21 protein-coding genes are annotated in these 22,140 nt (G+C 60.6%); 9 read left to right on the forward strand and 12 right to left on the reverse strand.

What is annotated here, in order from left to right; genetic code table 11:
- The first annotated feature begins 2 nt into the window (after positions 1–2).
- The 3 genes from D0550_RS21130 to D0550_RS21140 are packed head-to-tail and all read left to right on the forward strand — an operon-like array spanning position 3 to position 4,125.
- Positions 3–1,154 (forward strand): HlyD family secretion protein, encoded by a 1,152-nt coding sequence (locus tag D0550_RS21130; protein ID WP_206606447.1) that lies wholly within the window; start codon positions 3–5, stop codon positions 1,152–1,154.
- Positions 1,151–2,680 (forward strand): DHA2 family efflux MFS transporter permease subunit, encoded by a 1,530-nt coding sequence (locus D0550_RS21135; protein ID WP_206606448.1) that lies wholly within the window; start codon positions 1,151–1,153, stop codon positions 2,678–2,680. The genes D0550_RS21130 and D0550_RS21135 overlap by 4 nt, the downstream gene beginning before the upstream one ends.
- Before the next feature lie 29 nt (positions 2,681–2,709).
- Positions 2,710–4,125, forward strand: coding sequence for an efflux transporter outer membrane subunit (locus D0550_RS21140; protein WP_161965960.1), 1,416 nt, complete (start codon positions 2,710–2,712; stop codon positions 4,123–4,125).
- On the opposite strand, the gene D0550_RS21145 is transcribed toward D0550_RS21140, so the two are convergent.
- Positions 4,122–5,768 (reverse strand): Na+/H+ antiporter, encoded by a 1,647-nt coding sequence (locus tag D0550_RS21145; RefSeq protein WP_116811170.1) that lies wholly within the window; start codon positions 5,766–5,768, stop codon positions 4,122–4,124. The two genes, D0550_RS21140 and D0550_RS21145, sit on opposite strands and share 4 nt — an antisense overlap.
- A gap of 156 nt (positions 5,769–5,924) precedes the next feature.
- On the opposite strand from D0550_RS21145, the gene D0550_RS21150 reads away from it, so the two are divergent.
- From D0550_RS21150 to D0550_RS21160, 3 genes are read left to right on the forward strand one after another with little or no spacing between them, the layout of a single operon-like run.
- Positions 5,925–7,121, forward strand: a complete 1,197-nt coding sequence (locus D0550_RS21150; protein WP_116811171.1) for a SpoIIE family protein phosphatase — start codon at positions 5,925–5,927, stop codon at positions 7,119–7,121.
- Positions 7,122–7,682: a SiaB family protein kinase gene (locus D0550_RS21155; RefSeq protein WP_116811172.1), complete on the forward strand. Its 561-nt coding sequence runs from the start codon at positions 7,122–7,124 to the stop codon at positions 7,680–7,682.
- A gap of 12 nt (positions 7,683–7,694) precedes the next feature.
- A complete protein-coding gene (locus D0550_RS21160) occupies positions 7,695–8,081 on the forward strand; it encodes a DUF1987 domain-containing protein (RefSeq protein WP_116811173.1) in 387 nt (128 codons plus the stop codon).
- 6 nt (positions 8,082–8,087) lie between these two features.
- Here D0550_RS21160 and D0550_RS21165 read toward each other — a convergent pair whose 3' ends face one another.
- On the reverse strand, positions 8,088–9,014 hold the full coding sequence (locus tag D0550_RS21165) for a M14 family metallopeptidase (protein ID WP_116811174.1): 927 nt from the start codon (positions 9,012–9,014) through the stop codon (positions 8,088–8,090).
- A 167-nt stretch (positions 9,015–9,181) separates the two neighbouring features.
- On the opposite strand from D0550_RS21165, the gene D0550_RS21170 reads away from it, so the two are divergent.
- On the forward strand, positions 9,182–11,125 hold the full coding sequence (locus D0550_RS21170; RefSeq protein ID WP_161965961.1) for a rhamnogalacturonan lyase: 1,944 nt from the start codon (positions 9,182–9,184) through the stop codon (positions 11,123–11,125).
- A 49-nt stretch (positions 11,126–11,174) separates the two neighbouring features.
- Here D0550_RS21170 and D0550_RS37170 read toward each other — a convergent pair whose 3' ends face one another.
- The 10 genes from D0550_RS37170 to D0550_RS21220 form a co-directional block, all read right to left on the reverse strand.
- Positions 11,175–11,471, reverse strand: coding sequence for a type II toxin-antitoxin system RelE/ParE family toxin (locus D0550_RS37170; protein WP_116811176.1), 297 nt, complete (start codon positions 11,469–11,471; stop codon positions 11,175–11,177).
- Positions 11,468–11,698 (reverse strand): addiction module protein, encoded by a 231-nt coding sequence (locus tag D0550_RS21180; RefSeq protein ID WP_116811177.1) that lies wholly within the window; start codon positions 11,696–11,698, stop codon positions 11,468–11,470. Before D0550_RS21180 ends, D0550_RS37170 begins: the two co-directional genes overlap by 4 nt.
- A gap of 903 nt (positions 11,699–12,601) precedes the next feature.
- Complete coding sequence (locus tag D0550_RS21185) at positions 12,602–13,069, reverse strand: hypothetical protein (RefSeq protein WP_161965962.1); 468 nt, start codon at positions 13,067–13,069, stop codon at positions 12,602–12,604.
- A 106-nt stretch (positions 13,070–13,175) separates the two neighbouring features.
- Positions 13,176–14,051: a hypothetical protein gene (locus tag D0550_RS21190; RefSeq protein WP_116811179.1), complete on the reverse strand. Its 876-nt coding sequence runs from the start codon at positions 14,049–14,051 to the stop codon at positions 13,176–13,178.
- Between the two features lie 102 nt (positions 14,052–14,153).
- Complete coding sequence (locus tag D0550_RS21195; RefSeq protein WP_206606449.1) at positions 14,154–14,744, reverse strand: hypothetical protein; 591 nt, start codon at positions 14,742–14,744, stop codon at positions 14,154–14,156.
- Between the two features lie 136 nt (positions 14,745–14,880).
- Complete coding sequence (locus D0550_RS21200) at positions 14,881–15,078, reverse strand: hypothetical protein (protein ID WP_116811181.1); 198 nt, start codon at positions 15,076–15,078, stop codon at positions 14,881–14,883.
- A gap of 78 nt (positions 15,079–15,156) precedes the next feature.
- Complete coding sequence (locus tag D0550_RS21205; RefSeq protein WP_116811182.1) at positions 15,157–15,795, reverse strand: hypothetical protein; 639 nt, start codon at positions 15,793–15,795, stop codon at positions 15,157–15,159.
- A gap of 396 nt (positions 15,796–16,191) precedes the next feature.
- A complete protein-coding gene (locus D0550_RS21210; RefSeq protein WP_116811183.1) occupies positions 16,192–17,475 on the reverse strand; it encodes an oligogalacturonate lyase family protein in 1,284 nt (427 codons plus the stop codon).
- Positions 17,476–17,538: 63 nt separating this feature from the next.
- On the reverse strand, positions 17,539–19,362 hold the full coding sequence (locus D0550_RS21215; protein WP_116811184.1) for a glycoside hydrolase family 15 protein: 1,824 nt from the start codon (positions 19,360–19,362) through the stop codon (positions 17,539–17,541).
- A gap of 134 nt (positions 19,363–19,496) precedes the next feature.
- Complete coding sequence (locus tag D0550_RS21220) at positions 19,497–19,922, reverse strand: DUF3617 domain-containing protein (protein ID WP_153067257.1); 426 nt, start codon at positions 19,920–19,922, stop codon at positions 19,497–19,499.
- A 110-nt stretch (positions 19,923–20,032) separates the two neighbouring features.
- Between D0550_RS21220 and D0550_RS21225 the strand changes: the two genes are divergently transcribed.
- Together D0550_RS21225 and pncB are read left to right on the forward strand one after the other, a co-directional pair.
- Complete coding sequence (locus D0550_RS21225; protein ID WP_116811208.1) at positions 20,033–20,842, forward strand: cysteine hydrolase family protein; 810 nt, start codon at positions 20,033–20,035, stop codon at positions 20,840–20,842.
- Positions 20,843–20,856: 14 nt separating this feature from the next.
- Positions 20,857–22,128: a nicotinate phosphoribosyltransferase gene (gene pncB / locus D0550_RS21230; RefSeq protein WP_116811186.1), complete on the forward strand. Its 1,272-nt coding sequence runs from the start codon at positions 20,857–20,859 to the stop codon at positions 22,126–22,128.
- Positions 22,129–22,140: the final 12 nt, after the last annotated feature.

Genomic DNA, 22,140 nt, shown 5'->3' on the forward strand with positions numbered 1-22,140 from the left:
CCATGAGTTCCCCGCAACCGATGAACGATTCCGTGTCCGATCCTGCCAGCGCCGTGTCCGATGCTGCTGACAATGAACCGGCTCCCAGCAAGCTGCGCCGGCCCTTGATGATTGGCGGCCCGCTGCTGGTTGTGGCCGTCGCCGCGTACTTCTATGTGACCGGTGGGCGATACGAGTCCACTGATGATGCTTATGTGCGCGCGGCGCAGATTACTGTCAGTGCGAACGTCGCTGGCCGCGTCAGCGAGCTGGCCATTCGCGACAACCAGCAAGTCAACAAGGGCGATCTGTTGTTCCGTCTGGACGATCGTCCGTTTCGCATTGCTGTGGACGAGGCGCAGGCGCGCCTGGCTTCGGCGAAGCTGGAAGTCGAATCGCTCAAGGCCACTTATCAGCAACGGCTGGCCGATCGTTCCTCCGCGCAGGCGCGGCTCGAATATCAGACCAAAGAACTGGCCCGGCAGCAGGGTCTGCTCGAGCCGGGAATCTCTTCTCAGGCGCAGGTCGAGAAGGCGCAGGTGGCGCGCGATGCCGCTCATCAGGATCTCGAAGCCGCTCGTGCGCAGATCACTGCGGTGCTGGCGACACTGGGCGGCGATCCGGCCATCGCAGTCGACAATCATCCGAGCGTGCAGCAAGCGCAGGCAGCTTTGGATCGCGCCAAGCTGAATCTCTCCTACACGACGGTTACTGCGCCGGCGGCAGGCATCGTCACCAAAGTCGAGCAGTTGCAGGTGGGCGACTATCTCAACGCTGCGAGGCCGGCGTTCGCGCTCGTGTCCTCACAGAACATTTGGATCGAGGCAAATTTCAAAGAGGTGCAGCTGACGCACATGGGACCGGGGCAGCGGGCCGAAGTGCTGATCGATGCATATCCCGGTCACAAGCTCGCTGCCACTGTGGTCAGCGTGAGCCCGGGTACGGGGGCGGAGTTCTCGTTGCTGCCCGCCGAGAATGCCTCGGGCAACTGGGTGAAAGTCGTGCAGCGTCTGCCGGTGCGGCTGGAACTGAAGACGGCCGCGGACGTGCCGCTGCGTGCCGGTCTGAGCGCGAATGTCGAAGTCGACACGCGTCGCCAGCGCACCTTGTTCGGCTTGCGCTCCGACACTGCGCCCGACACTGAAACCGAGACCGTCGCAGCGACCAGTCGATGAGCGATTCTGTTCCGACAGCAAGCGCCGAGGAGCTGCGAAATCGCGGCTGGATCGTGCTGGCGGTGATGCTCGGCTCGGTCATGCAGGCGCTGGATACCACCATCGCCAACGTTGCCTTGCCGCGCATTCAAGGTGCGTTGTCGGCGACGCAGGAGCAGATGGGTTGGGTGCTCACGTCCTATATCGTGGGCGCCGCCATCATGACGCCGCTGGCGGGCTGGCTGACCGGACCGGTCGGGCGGAAGAAAGTATTTTTATTCTCCATCGCCTTGTTCACCGTGTCCTCGGCGATGTGCGGTATCGCGCACAACCTCACCGAGCTCGTGCTCTATCGCGCCATTCAAGGCGTGGCCGGCGCGTCCCTGGTGCCGTTGTCGCTGGCCATCCTGCTCGACCTGTATCCGAAACATCAGCACGGGCGCGCGACGGCGATGTGGGGCATGGGTGTGACGCTCGGCCCGATTCTCGGCCCCGCACTCGGCGGCTGGCTCACGGAGATGCACAGCTGGCGCTGGGTGTTTCTAATCAATGTTCCGTTCGGCGTGGTTGCCATGCTGGCGTCCTCGAAATTCATGCACGAGACGCAACGCCGGCGGACGCCGTTCGACTTCTTTGGCTTTGCGATGCTGAGCACTGCCATCGGCAGCCTGCAATTGATGCTCGACCGCGGTCAGCTGCTCGACTGGTTCAGCTCCACCGAGATCATCATCGAAGCGGCGGTCGCCGCGGTGGCGTTCTATCTGTTCCTGGTGCACATCCTCACGGCACGCCAGCCGTTCCTGAGTCCCTCCCTGTTCAGGGATCGCAATTTCGCACTCGGCTCGGTGTTCATCTTTCTGATCGGCATCGTGCTGCTGGCGACGTTGGCGCTGCTGCCACCGCTGCTCGAGGGATTGTTCGACTATCCCGTCGTGACCATCGGTCTGGTCACCGCGCCGCGCGGCATCGGAACGTTCGTGGCGATGATCATCGTGGGGCGGGTGATCGGCAAGATCGATGCGCGCGTCATGTTGACGTTCGGTCTGCTGACCACGGCGCTGTCGCTATGGCTGATGACCAGCTTCTCGCCGCAAATGGATAGCCACCTGGTGATCTGGAGCGGCGTGATTCAAGGCTTCGGCCTGGGCTTCACCTGGGTGCCGCTGACCACGATCGCGTTCGGCACGCTCGAGCCCAGTCAGCGTAACGAGGCAAGCGCCATCTTCAATCTGCTGCGAAACATCGGCAGCAGTATCGGTGTGGCTGTGGTTACCGCACTGTTGACGCGCAATGTGCAGTTCATGCACGCGCGCCTGGCCGAGCACATCACTCCGTATGCTTTGGCGACGCGCACGCATCCAGTATTCGATGTGTCTACACAGACCGGGCTGTACGGCATCAATGGCGTGGTGACGCACCAGGCCACGCTCATCGCGTACATCAACGATTTCAAGTTGTTGTTGATAATGACGCTGGCCGTGACGCCACTGGTCCTGTTCCTGCGCCGTGCTCAAAGCGGGCCGGCGCCCGTCGTGCATGCGGACTAAGGCCCAAGGTTGACGAGATGATGAGTCGAATGTTTCGTAGTTTAGTGACGGCCGGCGCGATGGTTGCGCTGTCGGCGTGCGCGGTCGGGCCAGACTTCAAGCGGCCGGACGCGCCGACGGCGAGCCGCTATGTCGCGGCACCCGATCAAACGCAACGTTTCATCTACGGCGAAACGCCGCCCAATGAGTGGTGGACGCTGTTCCAGAACGATGAGTTGAACCGGCTGATGCAGCAGGCGAAGGAGAACAACTTCACCCTCGCCGCGGCGCGCGCGTCATTGGCGCAAGCCGAGGAGTTGCTCGCGGCTCGTAGCGGCACGCGCTTGCCCAAAGTGGATCTGACCGGTGGTGCAGGTCGACAACAGTTGGGCGCGCAGTCGCTCGGTAATTTTCATCTGCCGACGTTCACTTACTATGCCATTGGCGCGGATGTTCGCTACACCCTCGACTACACGGGTGGCATCGCGCGCTCCATCGAGCAGCAACGGGCGCTCACTGAGTACTACCAGCACGAGTTGGACGCCGCGTGGTTGTCGCTCACGGGCAATGTGGCAGTTCAATATTTCACCATCGTGTTCACGCAGGCGCAGATTCAGGCGCTCGAAGACCTGCTGGCGGAAGATCGAACCAATGTTGACCTGGTGTCTCGCGCACAGCAGGCGGGCATGGTAACGAAGGTGGACGAGCTGAGCGCACGTGCGCAGCTGGCGCAGGATGCGACGTTGCTTCCGCCGCTGCGGCAGCAGCTGGATACGGCGAGACATGCGCTTGCAGTGTTGCTGGGCAAGGCGCCCGGTGAGTGGGCGGATGCGAAAACCCAATTTGCGTCGGCAAGCGATCTGCGCTTGCCGGAGCAGCTGCCGGTGAGTTTGCCATCCGAGCTGGTGCGACATCGACCGGATATTCTGTCGGCCGAATCGCAGTTGCATGCGGCGACCGCTGCCGTCGGTGTCGCCACCGCAAACCTGTATCCGCAGATCACGCTGTCAGGAAACGTGGGCCAGCAGGCAACCACCACCGGCCATCTGTTCGATGCTTCGAGCCTTGCCTGGGGCATCATCAGCGGCATCACTGCGCCGTTGTTTGACGGTGGAACATTGCGAGCCGAGCGCCGCGCGGCATTGCAGGCCGTGCAGGTGAGCGCGGCGAACTATCAGCAGACCGTGCTGCAATCATTTGGACAAGTCGCAAACCTGCTGCAGGCGGCGCGACACGACGAGGAGCTGTTGCTGTCGCAGACCGAGGCGATGGAGACCGCACGCTCCAGCGTCGACCTCGCTCGCAGAAGTTACAGCGCCGGCAACACTGGCGTGCTGACAGTGCTGGTTGCCGAACGGCAAAGTCTGCAAGCGCGACTCGGATTGTTGGACGCGCAATCCAAACGGTTCGTGAACACAGCGCAGCTGCTGCTGGCGGTCGGCGGTTCCAGTCTGAGCGGCGGCTAGCTAGCGGTGAGTCGCGCCTCGTGCAGATCGATCTCACGAACCAGCTTGCGCACCAGCTCTTCGGAGAGCTGTCGTCCGCGAACGAGCCGATACAGCTCGTCACGTTCCGCTCGCAATCCCGCGAGGCGCAGCTGACGTTCGATCTCGCCGATCAACCGCATCTTCTCCGCTTCCTCGACGCTGCGTGGCTGGCTGGTCATGCGTGCGCGGTACACATCCATGATCTTCGCGCCTGTATCCGCATATAGATCGGCGTCGGGACGGTTCTTGCTCAACTCGTGTTGAGCATGCTCGATCGCTTTGATGGCTGCTTCGGCGGCAGCGATTCGCGCGGCGTCCTCTTGTTCGTCGTGTGCAGGTTCCGCCGGAATCTGCAGACCACCGAGCACGAAGGGCAGGCCGATGGTGGCGGCCACCAGCGAAGTCAGAATCACGCCGGCGGCGAGGAAGATGGCTAGATCGCGAGCGGGAAACGGCGAGCCATCGGGAAGAAACAAAGGCAGCGTCAACACGCCGGCGAGCGTGATCGCGCCACGAACGCCGGCCAGCGAAGTGGCGGCAACCAATCGCAAGCTCGGCCGGCGGGCCGGTGTGCTGTGACCGGCCCGCGATGCGCGGTACAGCGTCAATCGCAACGACACCCACACCCAGACGAAGCGTAGCGCGGCCAGTGCCGCATTGATCGCGATGACGTATCCGATGAGCCACAGCGGGTCATGATGGCCGGCGTCCTGCACGACGCGAGTCGCGCCTTCGATGAGCTTGGGCATCTGCTCGCCGAGCAGCACGAATATGACGCCATTGACCGAGAATTGAATCGTGTCCCACACACCAGAGCGGCGCACCCGCGTCGTGGCCAGCGCACGGCCCCTCAGTTCCGCATAGCTCATCGTGATACCGGCGGCGACCGCGGCCAGAATGCCCGAGCAATGCAGATGTTCGGCCATCAAGTAGGCGCCGAAAGGAATCAGCAGGCTGATCAGAATCTGCGAACCGCTGTCCTCGCCGAGCCGCCAGCTCAGCCAGTCCTTCAGGCGCGTAATGACCCAGGTGACCACCACGCCAATGACGATGCCACCCAGCGATAGCCACAAGAACGTGCCGATCGCGCTGAGCGGCGAGAACAAGCCCGTCATGGCCGCCGCGACCGCGAAGCGCATGCAGACCAGACCCGACGCGTCATTGAGCAGCGATTCGCCTTCGAGAATATGCAGCAAGCGCTTGGGAATCGGCGCGCGTGACGACAGCGCTGAGACTGCGACCGGATCTGTGGGCGAAACGACCGCGGCCAGTGCGAACGCAACCGGCAGGGGCATCGCCGGAATCATCCAGTTGATCAGGAAGCCCAGGCCGACGACGGTGAAGATCACCAGGCCCACGGCCAGCTCGAGAATGGTGTCCTTGTCGCGAAACAGGCCTTCTTTGGGAATGCGCCAGCCATCGAGGAACAGCAGGGGCGGCAGGAACAGCAGGAAGAACACGTCCGGATTGAGCTCCACCGGCGCTTTGGCGACCAGCGCGATCAGCGCTCCGAGTGCGATCTGCACGATGGGCAGCGGCACCGACCAGGGCAGGCCCCGCTGCAGCCAGCCACTCACGACCACTGCCAGCAACAGGAACAATGTGACGGTGATGCTTTCCACGCGGTTGCAGCTCCGAGGGATCGATGCAGTGCGCTATTGTGCCTGTTCTGCAATGTGACAGTCTCGTGAAGCGGCTACAAAGTAGGACTTGCGTCCTACTGTGCTGTGAGGGGCGTTGAGCACAATGGCGTGCATGTCCTCCAACCGTTGTGCTCAATGTTTCGCATCGGACAGCTGGCGATTGCCTGCCCATCGTTGACGCCGCGCCATACCTGCGTAGAGGCGCTGGATTATTTTTCGAGCCATCCCGACTACGACATCCTGCCCATCGTCAGCGACGAGCGCCCGGTCGGGCTGGTCACGCGCCATATTCTGCTCGAGCGCTTCTCCCGGCCGTTCCACCACGAGCTGTTCGGCAACAAGAGCTGCTCGTTGTTCATGGATCAGCAGCCGCTGCTGGTCGACGAGGCGGATTCGATCGCTACCGTCGGTGCAGTGGCCGCCAGCGACTCGCGACGAGCGCTGCACGATGGCGTAATCGTCACCACCCGGGGCAAGTATCTGGGCACCTGCACTGGACCGACACTGATGCAAGTGCTCGCCGATATGCAAGTCGAGCGCAGCCGGCAAGTGATGGAGGGCATCCGCTACGCCAGCCGGATCCAGCGCGCGTTCCTGCATATCTCGAACGAGCATCTCGCCGAGCATTTGCCGCAGCATCGGATCTTCTGGGAGCCCAGGGATATTGTCGGTGGCGACTATTACTTCTGCCGCGGCGACCAGGATCGAGTTTTCGTCGCCGTGCTCGATTGCACTGGCCACGGCGTTCCGGGCGCGCTGCTGACCATGATCATGTCGGCGAATCTCGAAGCATCCATCGCAGAGGTGGATTCCTGGGATCCGAGTGCACTGCTTGCAAGCATCAATCGGCGCGCACGTGCTGCGTTAGGGCAGCGGCAACGTGCGCCAGGCGATGACGTAGCTGAAGACGCTTCCGACGATGGCATGGACGCGTCGTTGGTGCTGATCGATCGGCGCAGGGGCCGATTGCAGTTCGCGGGCGCGCGGCTGCCGGTGTTCGTGTCATATGCCAGTCGCGACTCATGGATCTGTCTGCCAGCGGGCCGGCCGGGCGTCGGTTACGCCGACACGCCCGACGATACCGAATGGCCGGTCAGCGAGACGCCGCTGGAGGAGGGCATGCGCGTGGCGCTCGCCACTGACGGACTGTTCGATCAAATTGGTGAAGCGCGTGCCATTGCTTACGGCAAAGCGAGGTTCGCGCAGTCCTTGGGTGCGGCCCCCGGTACGGGGCTGCAAGATAGTTTCGAAGCGACGTTGTCACGTTACCGGCAGTGGCAGGGATCTCAGACCCGCCGCGACGATGCGACGTTATTGATGTTCGAGGTTTAGATGAATGCCAATGTTGCACATCGGATGATGCCGGAATCATCCGAACGAGAGATCTTCAGTTACTCTGGCGCGGTCAGCGCCAGCATCGTCGGCGCTACGGGTGAATCGTTGCGAGCCCGGCTGGCAGCGCTCAACGTGGAGAGTCATCGCGCGCGCAAGATATTCTCCAGCTTCGTCGAGTTGGCCTACAACATCATTCATCATGGCGAGCCGGAAGGGGCGCGGGATGTGAAGATCGTCCGCTGCGGCGCCATCGAGGTGTGGCAGGAAGACCAGCGTTATCACCTGCGCTCGCGCAGCTTGATCTCGGCTGTCAACGCGCCACCGATCGAGCAGCGACTCGCAGCGCTGCGCGATCTCACGCCGGAGCAGATCCGGTTCGAGTTCCGTTTGCGGCTGACGAATCTGCAGTACACGGAGGATGCGAGCCCCACCGGTGGTGCGGGACTCGGCTTGCTCACCATCGCTCGCAACGCTGTCGAGCCCATCGATTTTGAGCTGATGCCAGTGCCGTCGCATGACGGCAGGCTGCAACTCACCATCCACACCGTCGTTCAATAGCAGGAGAGCGCCATGGAACGTCTGACTCTTCCCGCAACTCAGTTCACGCCGTTGGTGGACTTCGATTACACGAGCCGCGCCTTCATCCTGCAGGGCGAGTCCTATCCGGAAAACGCCGCGGAGTTTTACGGCCCCATCCTGGCGGCGCTGCGTGCATATACGAGCGGCAGCGAGCCGTCGGGAAAAACGACGGTCACGCTGCAGTTTGCATACGTCAACAGCTCCAGTACCCGAAGCTTGCAACAGCTGCTGACTTTGCTCGATGGCGCCGCTCGTGACGGCGCGAACATCGAGGTGCGCTGGCTGGTCGAAGTCGACGACGATGCCATGGCCGAGCTGGGCGTCGATCTGCTCGGCGACAAGCACTCGTTGAGCTACGAGATCGTCAACACTCAGTAATCCGCACTAACGAGCCGCGCCCAGCGCAAACTCGATGCCCGCACACACCGACGCGACTTGAGCGTCATTGCATTGTTCGGGCGTGGCGCGTGGGCTATCAGGATAGACTTCGGTCGTCGTGGTGTACCGCGCACCTGTGATACCGGCGCACAGGCCGAGTGAGCGCAGGGCGTATTGAATGACGCCCGGCGAGACGACCTGCGATCCGATGATCTGTCCCTTCTCATCGGGCGGCGCAATGTGAGTGACCTTGCTCACGGCGTCGATGATGGCTCGCTGAAACGGTGTCTGCGGATTCTCGCTGTCGTCGACAAGATAGAAACCGTCGGGAATGCCCTCGGGCTCGAACGCTTTGCCGTCACGTGCGGCGAGGGCGGGTCGAAACTCGCTTTCGTCAGTGTCGGTGGTCTCGTGCAGATCGACATGTAGTAGAAAGCGTCCGCGCAGGGGAGCAATCAAACGCAGCAATGCCGCCGACTCTTCCGCCGGGCTGTTCTCGCGGAACGAGCGATTGGGATCGATGGCATTCGCGTTCCAGCGATGAATGCGCTCATAGGCCCAGGGACTCACGCAGGGCGCAACCAGCAAGTTGATCCGGTTCGCATAGTCAGCGGCGCGACGCTCGAGAAACTGCAGCGCGCCGTGCACGCCGCTGGTTTCATAGCCATGGACGCCGCCGGTTACGAGCGCGACGGGAAGATCATCGCGCCAGTTGCGGCTGCGAACAGCAAACAAACGATATTGGTCGGGGGGATAGTCGAGCTGTCCATACACCTCGACATCGAATCGATCTGCCAGCCGCTCCACTGCTTTCGCTACGTCGTCGTCATAGCTGCGATGTCGAACCTGACGCGACAGCCACTGCGCCCGCTCGTCAGTGCCCCATGGAACGCCGGGGGTGCCGATGGGATAGGTCGCGGGGGGTGAGGTCATCACTAAAGCAACTCCAGGAATTCGAAAGGCGGCTACTTTAACTCAGCCGACAACCGCCTCGACCTCACTTTGGTTGCAAAATAAATCAGTAAAGAGCAAATTCGAGCAAATTCGATTAGGGGGCGTCATCCGGGCGACGAAAGTCGCTCATATATAAGGAGTGCTCGATGGACCAGCTGAAAGGATGGCGGCGGGGGATTGCCGCTGGCTGTATCGGACTGATGGTGCCTATGGTTCAGGCCGGTGTAGAGGCCGAAACCACCCGGGGGTTGCCTGCAAGGCAGGCGGAGCTTCTGGATCGCGGACTGGTGGCGGTGAAGACGGATCAGGGCGTGTTTCTGAGTTGGCGATTGCTGGGCGACGAATCGTATGACGCGGGCTTCAATCTCTATCGCAACGGCAAGAAGCTCAATCGCAAGCCGCTGACTGCGACGACGAACTATCTCGATCCTGCAGGCACAGTAAATTCGACATACACCGTGCGTCGTGTGTTTGACGGCCGCGAGCAACCGCTCGCTGCATTGATCGAAGCGCTGACGCAGGGACGGCGCGGCAAGGCGGATTCCGCCACCGTTTGGGGAGGGTCGTATCTTCCTATTCCGTTGCAAAGGCCGGCGGGTGGCGTCACGCCGGCGGGTGAGGCGTACACCTATCACGCCAATGACGCGAGCGTGGGCGATCTGGATGGCGATGGTGAGTACGAGATCGTCTTGAAGTGGGACCCTTCGAATCAGAAGGACAACTCACAAAGCGGCTACACCGGTGAAGTTTTCTTCGACGCCTACAAGCTCGATGGCACGCTGCTGTGGCGTATCTCGCTGGGAAAAAACATTCGGGCCGGCGCGCACTACACGCAGTTCATGGTGTATGACTTCGACGGCGACGGCAAAGCCGAAGTGGCGATGAAAACAGCGGACGGCACGACGGACGCGCGAGGTACCGTGATCGGCGATCCCACCGCCGACTATCGAAATGCCGCCGGCTACGTGCTCAGCGGCCCGGAGTTTCTGACCATGTTCGATGGCGCCACCGGCAAGGCGCTGGCCACCATCGATTACGTTCCAGCGCGCGGAGCGGTCGAATCGTGGGGGGATAACTACGGCAACCGTGTCGATCGTTTCCTGGGTGGGGTGGCCTATCTCGATGGCCGGCGTCCGAGTTTGATCATGAGTCGCGGTTATTACACGCGCACGGTCATCGTGGCGTGGGATTGGAAACACGGCGAGCTCACGCAGCGCTGGGTGTTCGACTCGGACATTTCCGGCGCGGAGTATCGCGGGCAGGGCAACCATCAGCTGGCCGTGGCTGATGTGGATGGCGATGGCAAGGACGAGATCGTGTTCGGCGCCATGACGATCGACGATGACGGCACGCCGCTCTACAACACCAATCTGGGCCACGGCGATGCGTTGCACGTTGGCGATCTGGATCCGACGCGGCCCGGGCTCGAGGTGTTCAAAGTCATGGAGTCGAGAGCCTCACCGTATGGTCTGGCCGCCTGGGATGCGGCCACCGGTGAAATCCTGTGGGGAAAATTTACCGGTGCGGATACAGGCCGCGGAATGTCTGCTGACATCGATCCCACGCATCCCGGTGAGGAAATGTGGTCCAGCACTGGCGGTGGACTGCACACCGCGAGGGGCGAGCCACTCACGGGAATTCCTTCGTCGATCAACTTCGGCATCTGGTGGGACGGCGATCTGTCACGTGAGCTGCTCGATCACAGCTATGACGCGGCAGCGGGCGCGGGCGTCGGCCGCATCGACAAGTGGGATTACTTGAATGGTGTCTCGGTGCCCACCCTGGTTGCCGACGGCACGTATTCCAACAACGGCACCAAGGGAACGCCGGCGTTGCAAGCTGACATCCTCGGCGATTGGCGCGAAGAGGTGCTCTGGCGCTCGCAAGATAGCAGCGAGCTGCGCATCTACACCACGACCACACCGACGGAGCATAAGCTGCGTACGCTGATGCATGATCCGACGTACCGTCTGGCCGTCGCCTGGCAGAACGTTGCGTACAACCAGCCGCCGCATCCCGGCTTCTTCCTTGGCACAGACATGAAGTTGCCGCCGGCGCCCCGGCTGTACTTTCCACGACCGCGGAGGTAACTGACTCCTATCGGGCTCGCGTCGCTGGAATCGCGACGCGAGCTATTTGTTATGTTCTTTCACGCCAAATGGCAGGGTCGCGGCGTACATGAAATACTGAAAGCACGATGAGCTGGGGTGAGCGAACGCGAAAGAAAATGGAATACGGGAAGCGCCGAACCCGAACGCAACGAACATCGGCCAGCATTCGGGGGAATCGCTGTGGCATTTCGCATGCCTGGAACAATGCATGTTCGATTTCGGAAACGAACTCGATTCCAAGCCCGCCCCGCTGACTCTCATACCAACCCGCTGCTTCGTCGTACTCAAGACGTGCAGCTCTTCGGAAAGCAGGCTGTAAACTCATTTCCCCAGACGAGCAAGGGTCGATGCTTTGACTTGCTCCCAGGGTGTTACGTCATGAGGATGTGCGTCGTCTTCGGCGATCCGCTTCTCGAGTTCGGCACGTTGAGCCTCGGTCAATGGTACTGCCCCGCTATCGGCGGCGATGCTGTCCCAGATTTCCTCAACCAGTGCCAGCCGTTCCTCGAGGGGGAGGCGATCAATTCCAAGCGATTTGACTGAGGCGTTCATGCGTATCTCCGTAGAGCGGTATCGAATTTATCAGACGGGACAGGCCTAGGATAGTTCGGGACATAACGCCGCAAATGAACCGCGAGCGTAAGCCGCAGGCTTTTGCGAGTCGGGCGACCGAAGGGAGCGGACTCGGGCCATTATGGCTGCTCACGTTTCCGTTCCGCACAAGCCCCGCCTGCTGAGTATCACCGGCTCCTGCTACGAATATCAACTAGATGGCCGCTGGCCGCGGCCACCCGAGGTTCCCTATTTACGCCTGCGTGGCTACTGGCTGCAACACGCGTGATTCTCCGCGGGACAACGCGTGAGAGTGCATGTCGCCGATGGCTGCATCACGATTGTTCCGGCTCAATGAAGCATTGAGAGCAGCGGTGGGGGATGGACCTCTGGTTCTGTCCGCCCGCCCAACGCTCGCCATAACCGGCGGCGAATACGTGCGCGCCAGCGGCGCGTGCGTGTTCGACGTCCGTGTTGATGGCGTTGTTACGCTTCACTCAACGTCCGGCCGGCGCAACGCCACCTACTCCCGACTCATCAACCACAAAGGTACAACTGTTAGCAGCACCGCATGAGTACGAAGTTGTGGTCCAGGTACAGCCGGCGGTGCAGCGCATCTTGGCTTGGGAACCCGAGAGGTCCACTTCGATCCTAAACGTCGGCGGGGAAGACCGTTCAGCTGAGAATGCCGCGGTGAGAGCTGAGATCAGGGCGCCAGCAAAAACTAGTTTGAGTCGCTTCATGACACTCCTCCTGGGACAAGGAAGATTCAATGAGAAAGGCTCACACTGAATCTGGCGGTTTTCTCGTTGGATGCCTAACGCTGCCGTTGTGCCGCGAGCAACGGCGCTTCGCCGTTGCGAGTCGGAACCAGCGGATTGTTGGGCATGCAATGATGTTGTCTCATTTGACTCCGCGAAAATCTAACCAAGGCACCAACGCATTTTCAAGTGCCCCCATGAGCATGCTCAGATCCGGCTTCTCCGCCTTGAGCTCCGACCAAGCCTTGTGCTCGCTCTCGTCATAGGGCTGAGATCGAAATTTTTCCTCATACCCGACCAGAAAGCTGAGCGTGTCCTTCACCTTTGTCATCGCCTTATAGACTTCAGAGTCGGGGCCAAACAAGAACCGAGATTCTCGGTACGCTCGAATAAATTCCCCTGCAGCGATGCTTACTGCATCTGGGTCTGAGCCAGACGAATGATAGGCTTGGTAGTAGAGAACCGTCTTGTCATACACCGCGAACCTTCGATCAAAGAGATCGAGCTTCAACTTGTTACGCGCTATACGAGACTGGAGGAAGGCGATAACGGCACCCAAGACCGCGATGCTAGGTACCGCAAGTGCCGCCATATAGGTAGTCCAATGCAAGTTGCAACTCATGACGCACAACGCCGCGAATGAGCCGCGAGCAATGGCGCTTCGCCGTTGCGAGTCGGGCGACCGAAGGGAGCGCACTCGATTCGCTTGCTAGACATCATCTGTGACGCCCCTTCTTTCGAACCGCGCGCTCCACCATTCGAACGAGCTTGTCTGGATGGTCCGCATCCAGAAACGCTGCCGCATTGTCTGTGTACTGCGCCCAAGTCTGTCCCGAAATATCTGAAGGAGGCGGCGGTTTGGAGTGAAGCCTGATAGGAAGCACGCGAATACCCCACGTAAGAGCGACGCCGAGCTCTAGCATGACATTTGGATTCAAGTCGGAAGTGTCAAATACAGCGATGTCAGATGCGATGATGTCTCGCGCGATCTCGTTGAAGAGGTGTTCTCCGTACCCTGCAGCCAGGGAACGGAACGATAGCGCGGTCTGTAAAGCACCAGCGGTGGCGTTGTAGCGGTCTACCGCATCCTGAAACATCGATTTGACGTTTCGCTGAAGCAGATTTGTGTCGTAACACTCGGAGCGAAACTGATATCCCATCACCACGACCAGCTGCTCCTCGTTACTCTTCTGACGGGCGATAAACTCCCAGTCTTCATCAGTGAACCCGAAGGGAGAGCCAATTGGCGCAGGCGGGAGAGAGATTCGGTGCTCTTCAGCGCTCATCCGCCCTGTGACCGGCAACTTTATGGGATCAGATAGAGGCCCAGTGATACGCTCCGCCTCATAGCGTCCTAGAGGTGTGATCCAAACCTTGGTGAAGTTGTAATCGCGCGTTTCCAGGTACTGCACGGAATCGACATAGCCTGAATTCTTGAGCAGCCAGAAAGCATCATTAATATCGTTCACCGACAGCTCAGTGATCTTTCTCAGAGTTTCACCATCCACTTCGTCAGGAACGTCTGGCGTTGCTCTTATCTTCGCAAGGAGCAGAAGAATGTGGGTCGCTGTTCGCTCGAGGCTCTCTTTCACTCCGGCATTCTCCGCAATGTCTAACTCCGCGCGTAAGTCGCGAGCAAAAGCGCCTCGCTTTTGCGAGTCGGGCGCCCGAAGGGCGCGAACTTGACGCGCTTGTTATGCATCTTCGTTCTGAACCAGCTCAACTCGCCTAGCGCCGAAACAGGCGGGCAAAGCGCCGTAATCGAGAGGGTTTCTTGCAAAGACGTTCTCGTAAAGAACGACCGACAAGCTTTCGCCACGCGCGTAGAGGCCTCCGACGGCGCTGAAGGACGTGTTCTTGTTCTCTCCCATTGCCCGATTCCTTCCATGGAAAGGCTTGCCCGCCCGGCGGGAACTTAGATCAATCGACACAGTGAGATCACCGTACATCGCTGCCAGGAAGTCGTGAGGTTCGGTTCCGAACGCTTGAAACGGGTCGAGGGCGTTGTAAATAAGCAGCATCGTCGGCACACCCGACCTTGCCACTGGCTGCAGCTGCAGCCTTGCTTCTCCGATCTTGGCGCGCACGTGCGCTCCTACTGTTCTTGTCATCACTGGCCCACGAAAATTTTCATCCTCTTCAATGTCTTTCACTTCGACGAATACATGAGCGCTGCCGACTTCGATTGTGAAGTCGGGCACAGGCGTTCCTGCCTCAGCCAGTTTTTCACAAGGTATGGAGTTGAATAGGCAGAACCGCTGGAATGCTTGCTCACCTGCGGTCACGCTGGCATTTCCTCTGTTGCATAACGCTGCCGCTGTGCCGCGAGCACAGGCGCCTCGCCTGTGCGAGTCGGAACCAGCGGCTTGTTGGGCAACGGCCGCGCACCAACGACAACCCTCGCTGACGACGCGTGTAGCATCAGGCTCTGTCCACTCTGATCTGCCAGCGGAAACCGAGAATGACACCAATCAGACCAACGGGGATGCAGATGAGAAGCTGCAAAGCCTCGCCTGGCACTATCAAGATGATGAGCCAGCATAACAAGCCGGTCAGCGCCAATCCAACATAGAGACGCCACGACAAGAAGAGTTCGCCAATCTCGACCAGATCAAGCATCTTATTCCCTCACTGCCCAACGCCATTGCTCACGCGCGCGCGTTTTGCGCGTCGCGTGCAGCAATTTGTTAGATGCTCCTACCACGAGATCTGACCGATGTGGTCCGCCACGTTCTTCGCTCTCGACGCTAGATTGAGATAGCACTGTCCCAAATTGTCTACGGCCCTGGACCGGTTGTTTTCCGTAACGCCACTGTTGAACGTCAGCTGGAAATAGTATCGAGATTGATCCACTTCCTCATTGAGCAAATTCAGATTCGTTCGGATCTCAAGCAATCGATTCTGGAGCGGCGTATCAAGTCCCGAAAGCAATGCAAATTTCGACTCGAGCAATGGTGCCGTGTACTTTTTCACGGAAAGACCGGCATCCGGGGATGCCTTGTCGTTTCTAGCCAGTGCCGCGATCTGCCCATCATCAAGGCTCAGCTGCATTTCTATGCTTTTGGAGATATTTTCCGACGGATTCAAGCCAGTGTAGTTCTTCAAAATGGGGCTGACCCAACTCAGCAGCGCCCTGTCGACCGTACCAAACCGCATTTGGATGAAGTAATGAGCGCACGCCAGCCGATATCTGAGTTCCGAGAGCTCGATGCGGAGGGCATCGCGAATCTCCCGATTTTCTCTGCGACGCTTAATCGCGTCGACTATGACTGGACTGAATAGTCCGAGCAGCCAGCCCAGAAATAGGAAGAGCGTTTTCGAGAGTGTGTCATCCATTATTTATTCTTCAGCATCTAACTCTTGTATCGGCCGCCCAACCGCGGCACTGCGTGCCGCGCCGTACTTTCGGGTGCCGCGAAAGTGCGGTGTATCGCCCAGGCAGATTCGCTCAGCTTGCCGCTTTGGTCCGCTCTCTTCATGACTTAGGGCATTTATCGAGTGATTCGGGCAGTAATACGACCGCAGCGGGCTCCGCCCGGCGGTCAAGATAGTGCCGCATCGCTACCAGCGTCAATCTGGCGTCATCAGGGGGCAAGCGCGTTCGATGCGCCGATCAAGCGATACCCGTTCCGCGGAGAAGCACAAGGGCGTGGCGATCGGAGAAGGAAGCGCGGATTCGACTCTCGAGGCTGCATCTTCCAGCTGGAGTGTCGAATGTTAAATTCCGGCTCCTTATCGCGACCCGACCGTGACGCCCGTGGGAACGACGATCAGCGACAGCCGCTGTCCGTCCGTGAGCAGGCCAGACTGAATCAGCAGGCGGGTGCCGTCGGCACTGAAGCTTGGATGCGTGTGATCGGGGCGCATGCGATGGCCGGTGGTGAGCAGGGTGCGTCCGCCGGTGCGTCGATCGATCAGATGCACATTGCCGTCGAAATCGTCGCCAGCGGCAAAGCGGCGGTCGTAAGTCACAGCGTTGTGCCAGAAGCCGCCGCGAGCTTCGTTGCCGCTGGGAATGTTCGGATCGGAGTACTGCTGCTGTTGGGCGGCATTGTAGTAGCTGTCGGGCTGGCCGAGATTCTCCATCGTGCCATCGCGCAGGTTCACGACCATGATGCCCGTGGGGCGCTGGCGCAGCCTGGTCGTATGGCCCATGAGATTGAAGATCACATGATCGGCGTCGGCGAACTGTTCGTGAGTGACCCAATCGTCATCGTGCTCGGGGAACACCGGGCGATTGTTGGAGCCATCGGCATTGACGATCCACATGCGCTGCGGAGCGTCGCCGCCGGTTTCGTGGCAATACAAAATCTCGCCCGGCTTGAGCGGATTGGCTTGCACGTGACCCATGCGGAACGGCACTTCCAGCACGGTGCGGGTCTTGCCGTTCGCCAGATCCATCGCGAGCAAGCCGCCGGGCACTTGCGGTACGGGTTGGCCGGGCTGGCGCGCAGGAGCGCGGCGCTGATCGAAGCCGAGGTAAGCGGTCTTTTCATCGGCATCCAGGGTGAAACCGCCAGCGCCGATGAAATTCTTCGGCAACGTTCCAACCGTTCTTTCGAAACGACGCGCACCCGCCTCACCATTGGCGACGGCTCGGAAGAACGCATCGAGGTCGACTTCGATCAGGGTTCCTGGCGCATCGTTGGCCGCTCGACGCAGGTAATAAACTTTGTTCGTCTGGCGGGCGACGTTGATACTGCCGGCGTCGACGCCCGGGCCGTCGGACAGCTGGGTGATGACGCCGGTGATCTCGTTCACCACGAAAATCTGCGGCGTCCGGTCGGTGCTGCGGTCGGAGGAGCGAAACAGGATGTGCACGCCGTCGGCGGCCCACTGCGGATGGGTGGGGTAGATCTTGGCGTCGCTGCTGGTGCCGGCAGTCAGCACGGCCAGCGGCCGACCGGTGACTCGATCGACCACGGTCTGTTTTTCGGACGGAAACTGCCGACCCACTTGGGCCGCTACGGAGGCACACGCCAACGCCAGGGCAACCGCCACTATCCCTCGAATCATTGCCGTCCCTCGTCCTGTGTTGGCGAGGGATGGTAGCGTACATCTCTAGGGATAAAAACCAACTCACATCTGAGCGCTTGCTCGCGTGAGCATGGTCACCTCCGAGCGTTGTTCAGCTGGCTTGTTCGCGTGCGCAAGATTGCAGGCCGTGGTCACCAGGGACAGATGCGAGAACGCCTGCGGAAAGTTGCCGACCTGCCGGCGCGCCACTGGATCGTATTCTTCCGCGAGCAGGCCCACATCGTTGCACAATCCCAGCAAGCGATCGAACAGGACCTGGGCTTCATCCAGCCGTCCGCACATCGCGTAAGCGTCCGCGAGCCAGAAGCTGCAGGGAAGAAACACCCCTTCGCCAGGCGGCAAGCCGTCGTCCGTGACTTGCGTGTCGTAGCGCTTCACGAAGCCTTCCTGTAACAGGCCGGCCTCGATGGCGCGTACCGTCCCCTGATACCGCTCATCGTCAGCCGGCAGAAAGCCGAGTTGGGCAATCAACAGCAGGCTCGCATCCAGACAGGTGGAGCCGTAGGACTGCACGAAACAATTGCGCTGCGAGTCATAGCCTTGCTCGCACACCTGTCGATGAATTCGAGCGCGATGCATGCGCCATTCATCGATGGGGCCGTCCAGCTGGTAACTGCGCGCATCTTTGATGGCGCGATCGAATGCGACCCAGGCCATGACTTTGGAATAGGTGAAATGTCGCGGCGGACCGCGAACTTCCCAGATGCCATAGTCCGGTTGCTCCCAGATGTTCGCCAGATGCTCCAGCAGCTCGCATTGCAGTCGCCAGCCGGTTTCCAGCATGGCGATGCCGCCTTTGCGCGCCTGGTGAAGCGCATCCATCACCTCGCCGTACACGTCGAGTTGCAATTGTGAGTGAGCCGCGTTGCCGATGCGCACGGGCGCCGAGTTTTCGTAGCCAGGCAGCCAGGGCACCTCCCACTCGGTGAGCCGGCGCTCGCCAGCGATGCCGTACATGATCTGCAACTGCTCCGGACTGCCCGCGATGGCGCGCAACAGCCACTGACGCCAGGCCTCCGCTTCCTCGAAATGACCGGCATTCATGAAGGCGAGCAGCGTTAGCGTCGCATCGCGCAGCCAGCAGAATCGATAGTCCCAGTTGCGTACGCTGCCGATCTTTTCCGGCAGCGAGGTGGTGGGCGCCGCGACGATTCCACCCGTGGGAGAGTAGATCAAAGCGCGCAGCGTGATGAGCGAGCGAGTCGCAGCGGCGGGCCAGGGCTGCGCTTGCTGACCCTTCGCGACCCAATCGCGCCAGAAGTGCTCGGTCTCGCTCAGCGCCTTGTCGACATCGGGTTTCTTTGGCGGCGACAGATGCGACGGGCAGTGTGTAAGCACGAACGAAACGCGCTCGCCCGCTTTGATGCTGAAATAGCTCACCGATTTGAAGTTCTCGCCCTTCATCGGCACGTCGGCATACAGCTCGAGCGTGTCCGGGCCTGCGGTCGCCTGCCATTGGCCGGGTGCGACGCGCGTCACCCACGGGACGACGGCGCCATAGCCGAATCGAATCACCAGCTCGGTGCGCAAACGCAGCTCGCCGCGCTCGCCGATCACGAGGCGGATGAGGTCCGACGCATTACCCCGCGGCGGCATGAAATCGATGATCGTGGCTGCGCCGGCGTCGCTCTCGAGTCTGGTTTCGAGAATGAGCGTGTCCTTGCGATAACGGCGGGTCACTTTGACGTCGGCATCCCGTGCGCACAGCAACCAGCGGCCGTGTCCGGCGTCGCCAAGCAGCGCTGCGAAGCAGGCATCCGAATCGAAGCGTGGCCAGCAGAGCCAGTCGATGGAGCCATCGCGCCCGATCAGGGCGGCGGTTTCGAGATCACCAATCAATGCATAATCTTCAATTCGTCCGGGCATCGTTTCGACTTGTCAGCAGTACAGTTGGGCTCCGAAGCTACACTGAATGCAGCTCGTACACGGGACGCGAGGCGTCGCTCGCTGGTTCGCCTACGCGCCGTACACGAACAACCAGGCGAACTATTTGAGAAGTCTCAAGCAGGCGGGCATGTTCCGATGAGCCTGCCGGTGATGCGTTGAGAGAAGGTCATGTTCTTACCGCCCAGCTTCACATACAGCGTGCCGCGGATGATGTGTTCTCCCAAACGCCACTTTGCTGTGCCAGTCGTTGCGGAGGACCCCTCACAAACCAGCAAGTAGGAGAGAGTGTCCCCGTCATGATATTGCTCGCGCAGTTTGCAGCCGGCGAGCGCTGGGTGATGAAGCACCGGAAAGGCCGACGCAAGATCGTCCCGGCTCAAGCAATGCTGACCGTGCTCAATGGCGTACCTGAGGTTTTCCTCCAGGTGGGGCATGCTGGTTTCGGTGGTCACGTCATAAAGACGACCGGAGTCGATGGACTCGGCCAGCACCGCCGAAGAGGTGAGCGTCAGAAAACAGCTGCGCCATAGCGAGTGCACGGCTTGGCTCCTGTGTTCGCTGGATGGTCTGAATACCTCATTGCCGCGCTTCGGGGCACTCCGGTTGTTGCTGTCGGGGTGTTAAGGTGGTGCATCGGTTGGAGCAACTCATGCACACCCTTTTGATCATCGATCCCCAGAACGATTTCTGCGACCGGCAGGGGACGCTGTTCGTCCCCGGCGCAGGGGAGGACATGCAGCGGCTGGCGGGGTTTGTCCGCTCGGCCCGCAGCCGGCTGGGCGAAGTCGTGGTCACCCTGGATTCGCATCCGAGCGTCGCCATCGAGCGTCCGACGTTCTGGAAGCGCGGCGATGGTCGGCCGGTGGCACCTTTCACGCAGATCACCCATGAGCAGGTCGCGGCCAGCGAGTACGCTCCGATCGACGCGTCATTGCTCCCAGAAGTCCTGAAGTATCTGCAAGCTCTGGAGTCGCAGGGACGGTATAAATTGATGGTCTGGCCGGTCCACTGTGTGATCGGCGCCTGGGGGCACAATATTTACGGCCCCGTGTTCGATGCGGTCGGTGAGTGGGAGAGGCAGGTACAACGCGGAGCGTTCAAAGCGCTGAAGGGGCAGAATCCGCTGACCGAGCAGTACAGCGCGGTGCGCGCTGAAGTGCCGAGAGCGGACGATCCTCGCACTCAGACCGACCACGAGTTGATCGAGAAGTGCCGGCCCAGGTCGGGGTTGCTGCTCGTGGCGGGCGAGGCCGCCAGCCACTGTGTGGCGGCGACGCTCGAGGATTTGTTCGAGGCCTTCTCGGACGACGAGAGTCGCCGCGTGGTGCTGTTGGAGGATTGCATGAGTCCAGTGTCAGGCTTCGAAGCCAACGCCAAAGCGTTCCTCGACAAGTCCGTGACGTGCGGCGCGCGAACCTTGAACAGTGCGCAAGCGCTGACTGAAATCTCCAGGAATTGAGCTGCGAGTTCTCCATGTTCACACCCATCATTCGCTCGCTGCTCGACACGGATCTCTACAAGCTGACCATGCTGTCGCCGATGCTGCATCGGTTCCCAGCCAATCAGGCGGTCTACAACTTCGTCTGTCGCAACACCCCGCAGTATCCGCTCGCGAGCCTGAAGGCCGAGGTCGAGGAGCAGCTCGATCATCTATGCTCGCTCACATACACCGAGGACGAACTCGACTACCTCGGCACCAAGTCGTTCTTCAAGAGCGACTTCATCGACTTCCTGCGGATCTTCCATTTCCAGCGGCGCTACATCACGGTGAGCACCGACGGCGATGCACTCAACGTGACGGCGCGCGGCCCGCAGATCCATGTGATGGGCTTCGAGATCTTCGTACTGTCCATCATCAACGAGCTGTACTTCCGGCGTTACGCGACCCCGGAGGTGCTGCAGGAGGGGCGCCAGCGGCTCGCGGAAAAGATGCTCATGCTGCGCGATTTCCGAACGCAGAGCCCGGTGGCGGAAGTGCCGGCGCCAAACGTGTTGAAGTTTGCGAACGGCACGACGGCACCGCTGGCCGGCGGCGCTTTGCACACGATCCGCCATCCGTTCCAATTTTTCGACTTCGGCACGCGCCGCCGCTTTGCTCGTGAATGGCACGAGGAGGTCGTAGCCACGCTGGCTCGTGAAGTGCCGCAGTACTTCACCGGCACCTCGAACATGTACCTCGCGAAGAAGTACGGCCTCGCAGCCATTGGCACCATGGCGCACGAATATCTGCAAACCTTCCAGGCGGTGGGCGTGCAGTTGAGAAATTTCCAGAAGGCAGCGCTGGAAGCCTGGGTGCACGAGTATCGCGGCGATCTCGGTGTGGCCCTGACCGATGTGGTCGGCATGGACGCGTTCCTGGCCGACTTCGATCTGTATTTCGCAAAACTGTTCGATGGCCTGCGCCACGACTCGGGCGATCCGGTGGTGTGGGGCGAGAAGGCGCTGGCTCACTATCAGCGTTTGCGAATCGATGCGCACACCAAGCGCCTGGTGTTTTCCGATGCGCTCAACGTTCCGAAAGCGCTGCGGCTCCACGAGCATTTCTCGGACCGAGTGCAATGCGGCTTCGGTATCGGCACCGACCTTTCCAACGACCTGGGCGTGCCGGCGCTGAACATCGTGATGAAGCTGACCGAGTGCAACGGGCAACCCGTTGCCAAGCTGTCCGACACGCCGGGCAAGACGCTGTGCTCCGATGAGACATTCCTTGCGTATCTGCGCCAGGTGTTCAAACAGGCCGCTTGAGCGTGCCGCGAC

The organism is Steroidobacter cummioxidans (assembly GCF_003104955.1).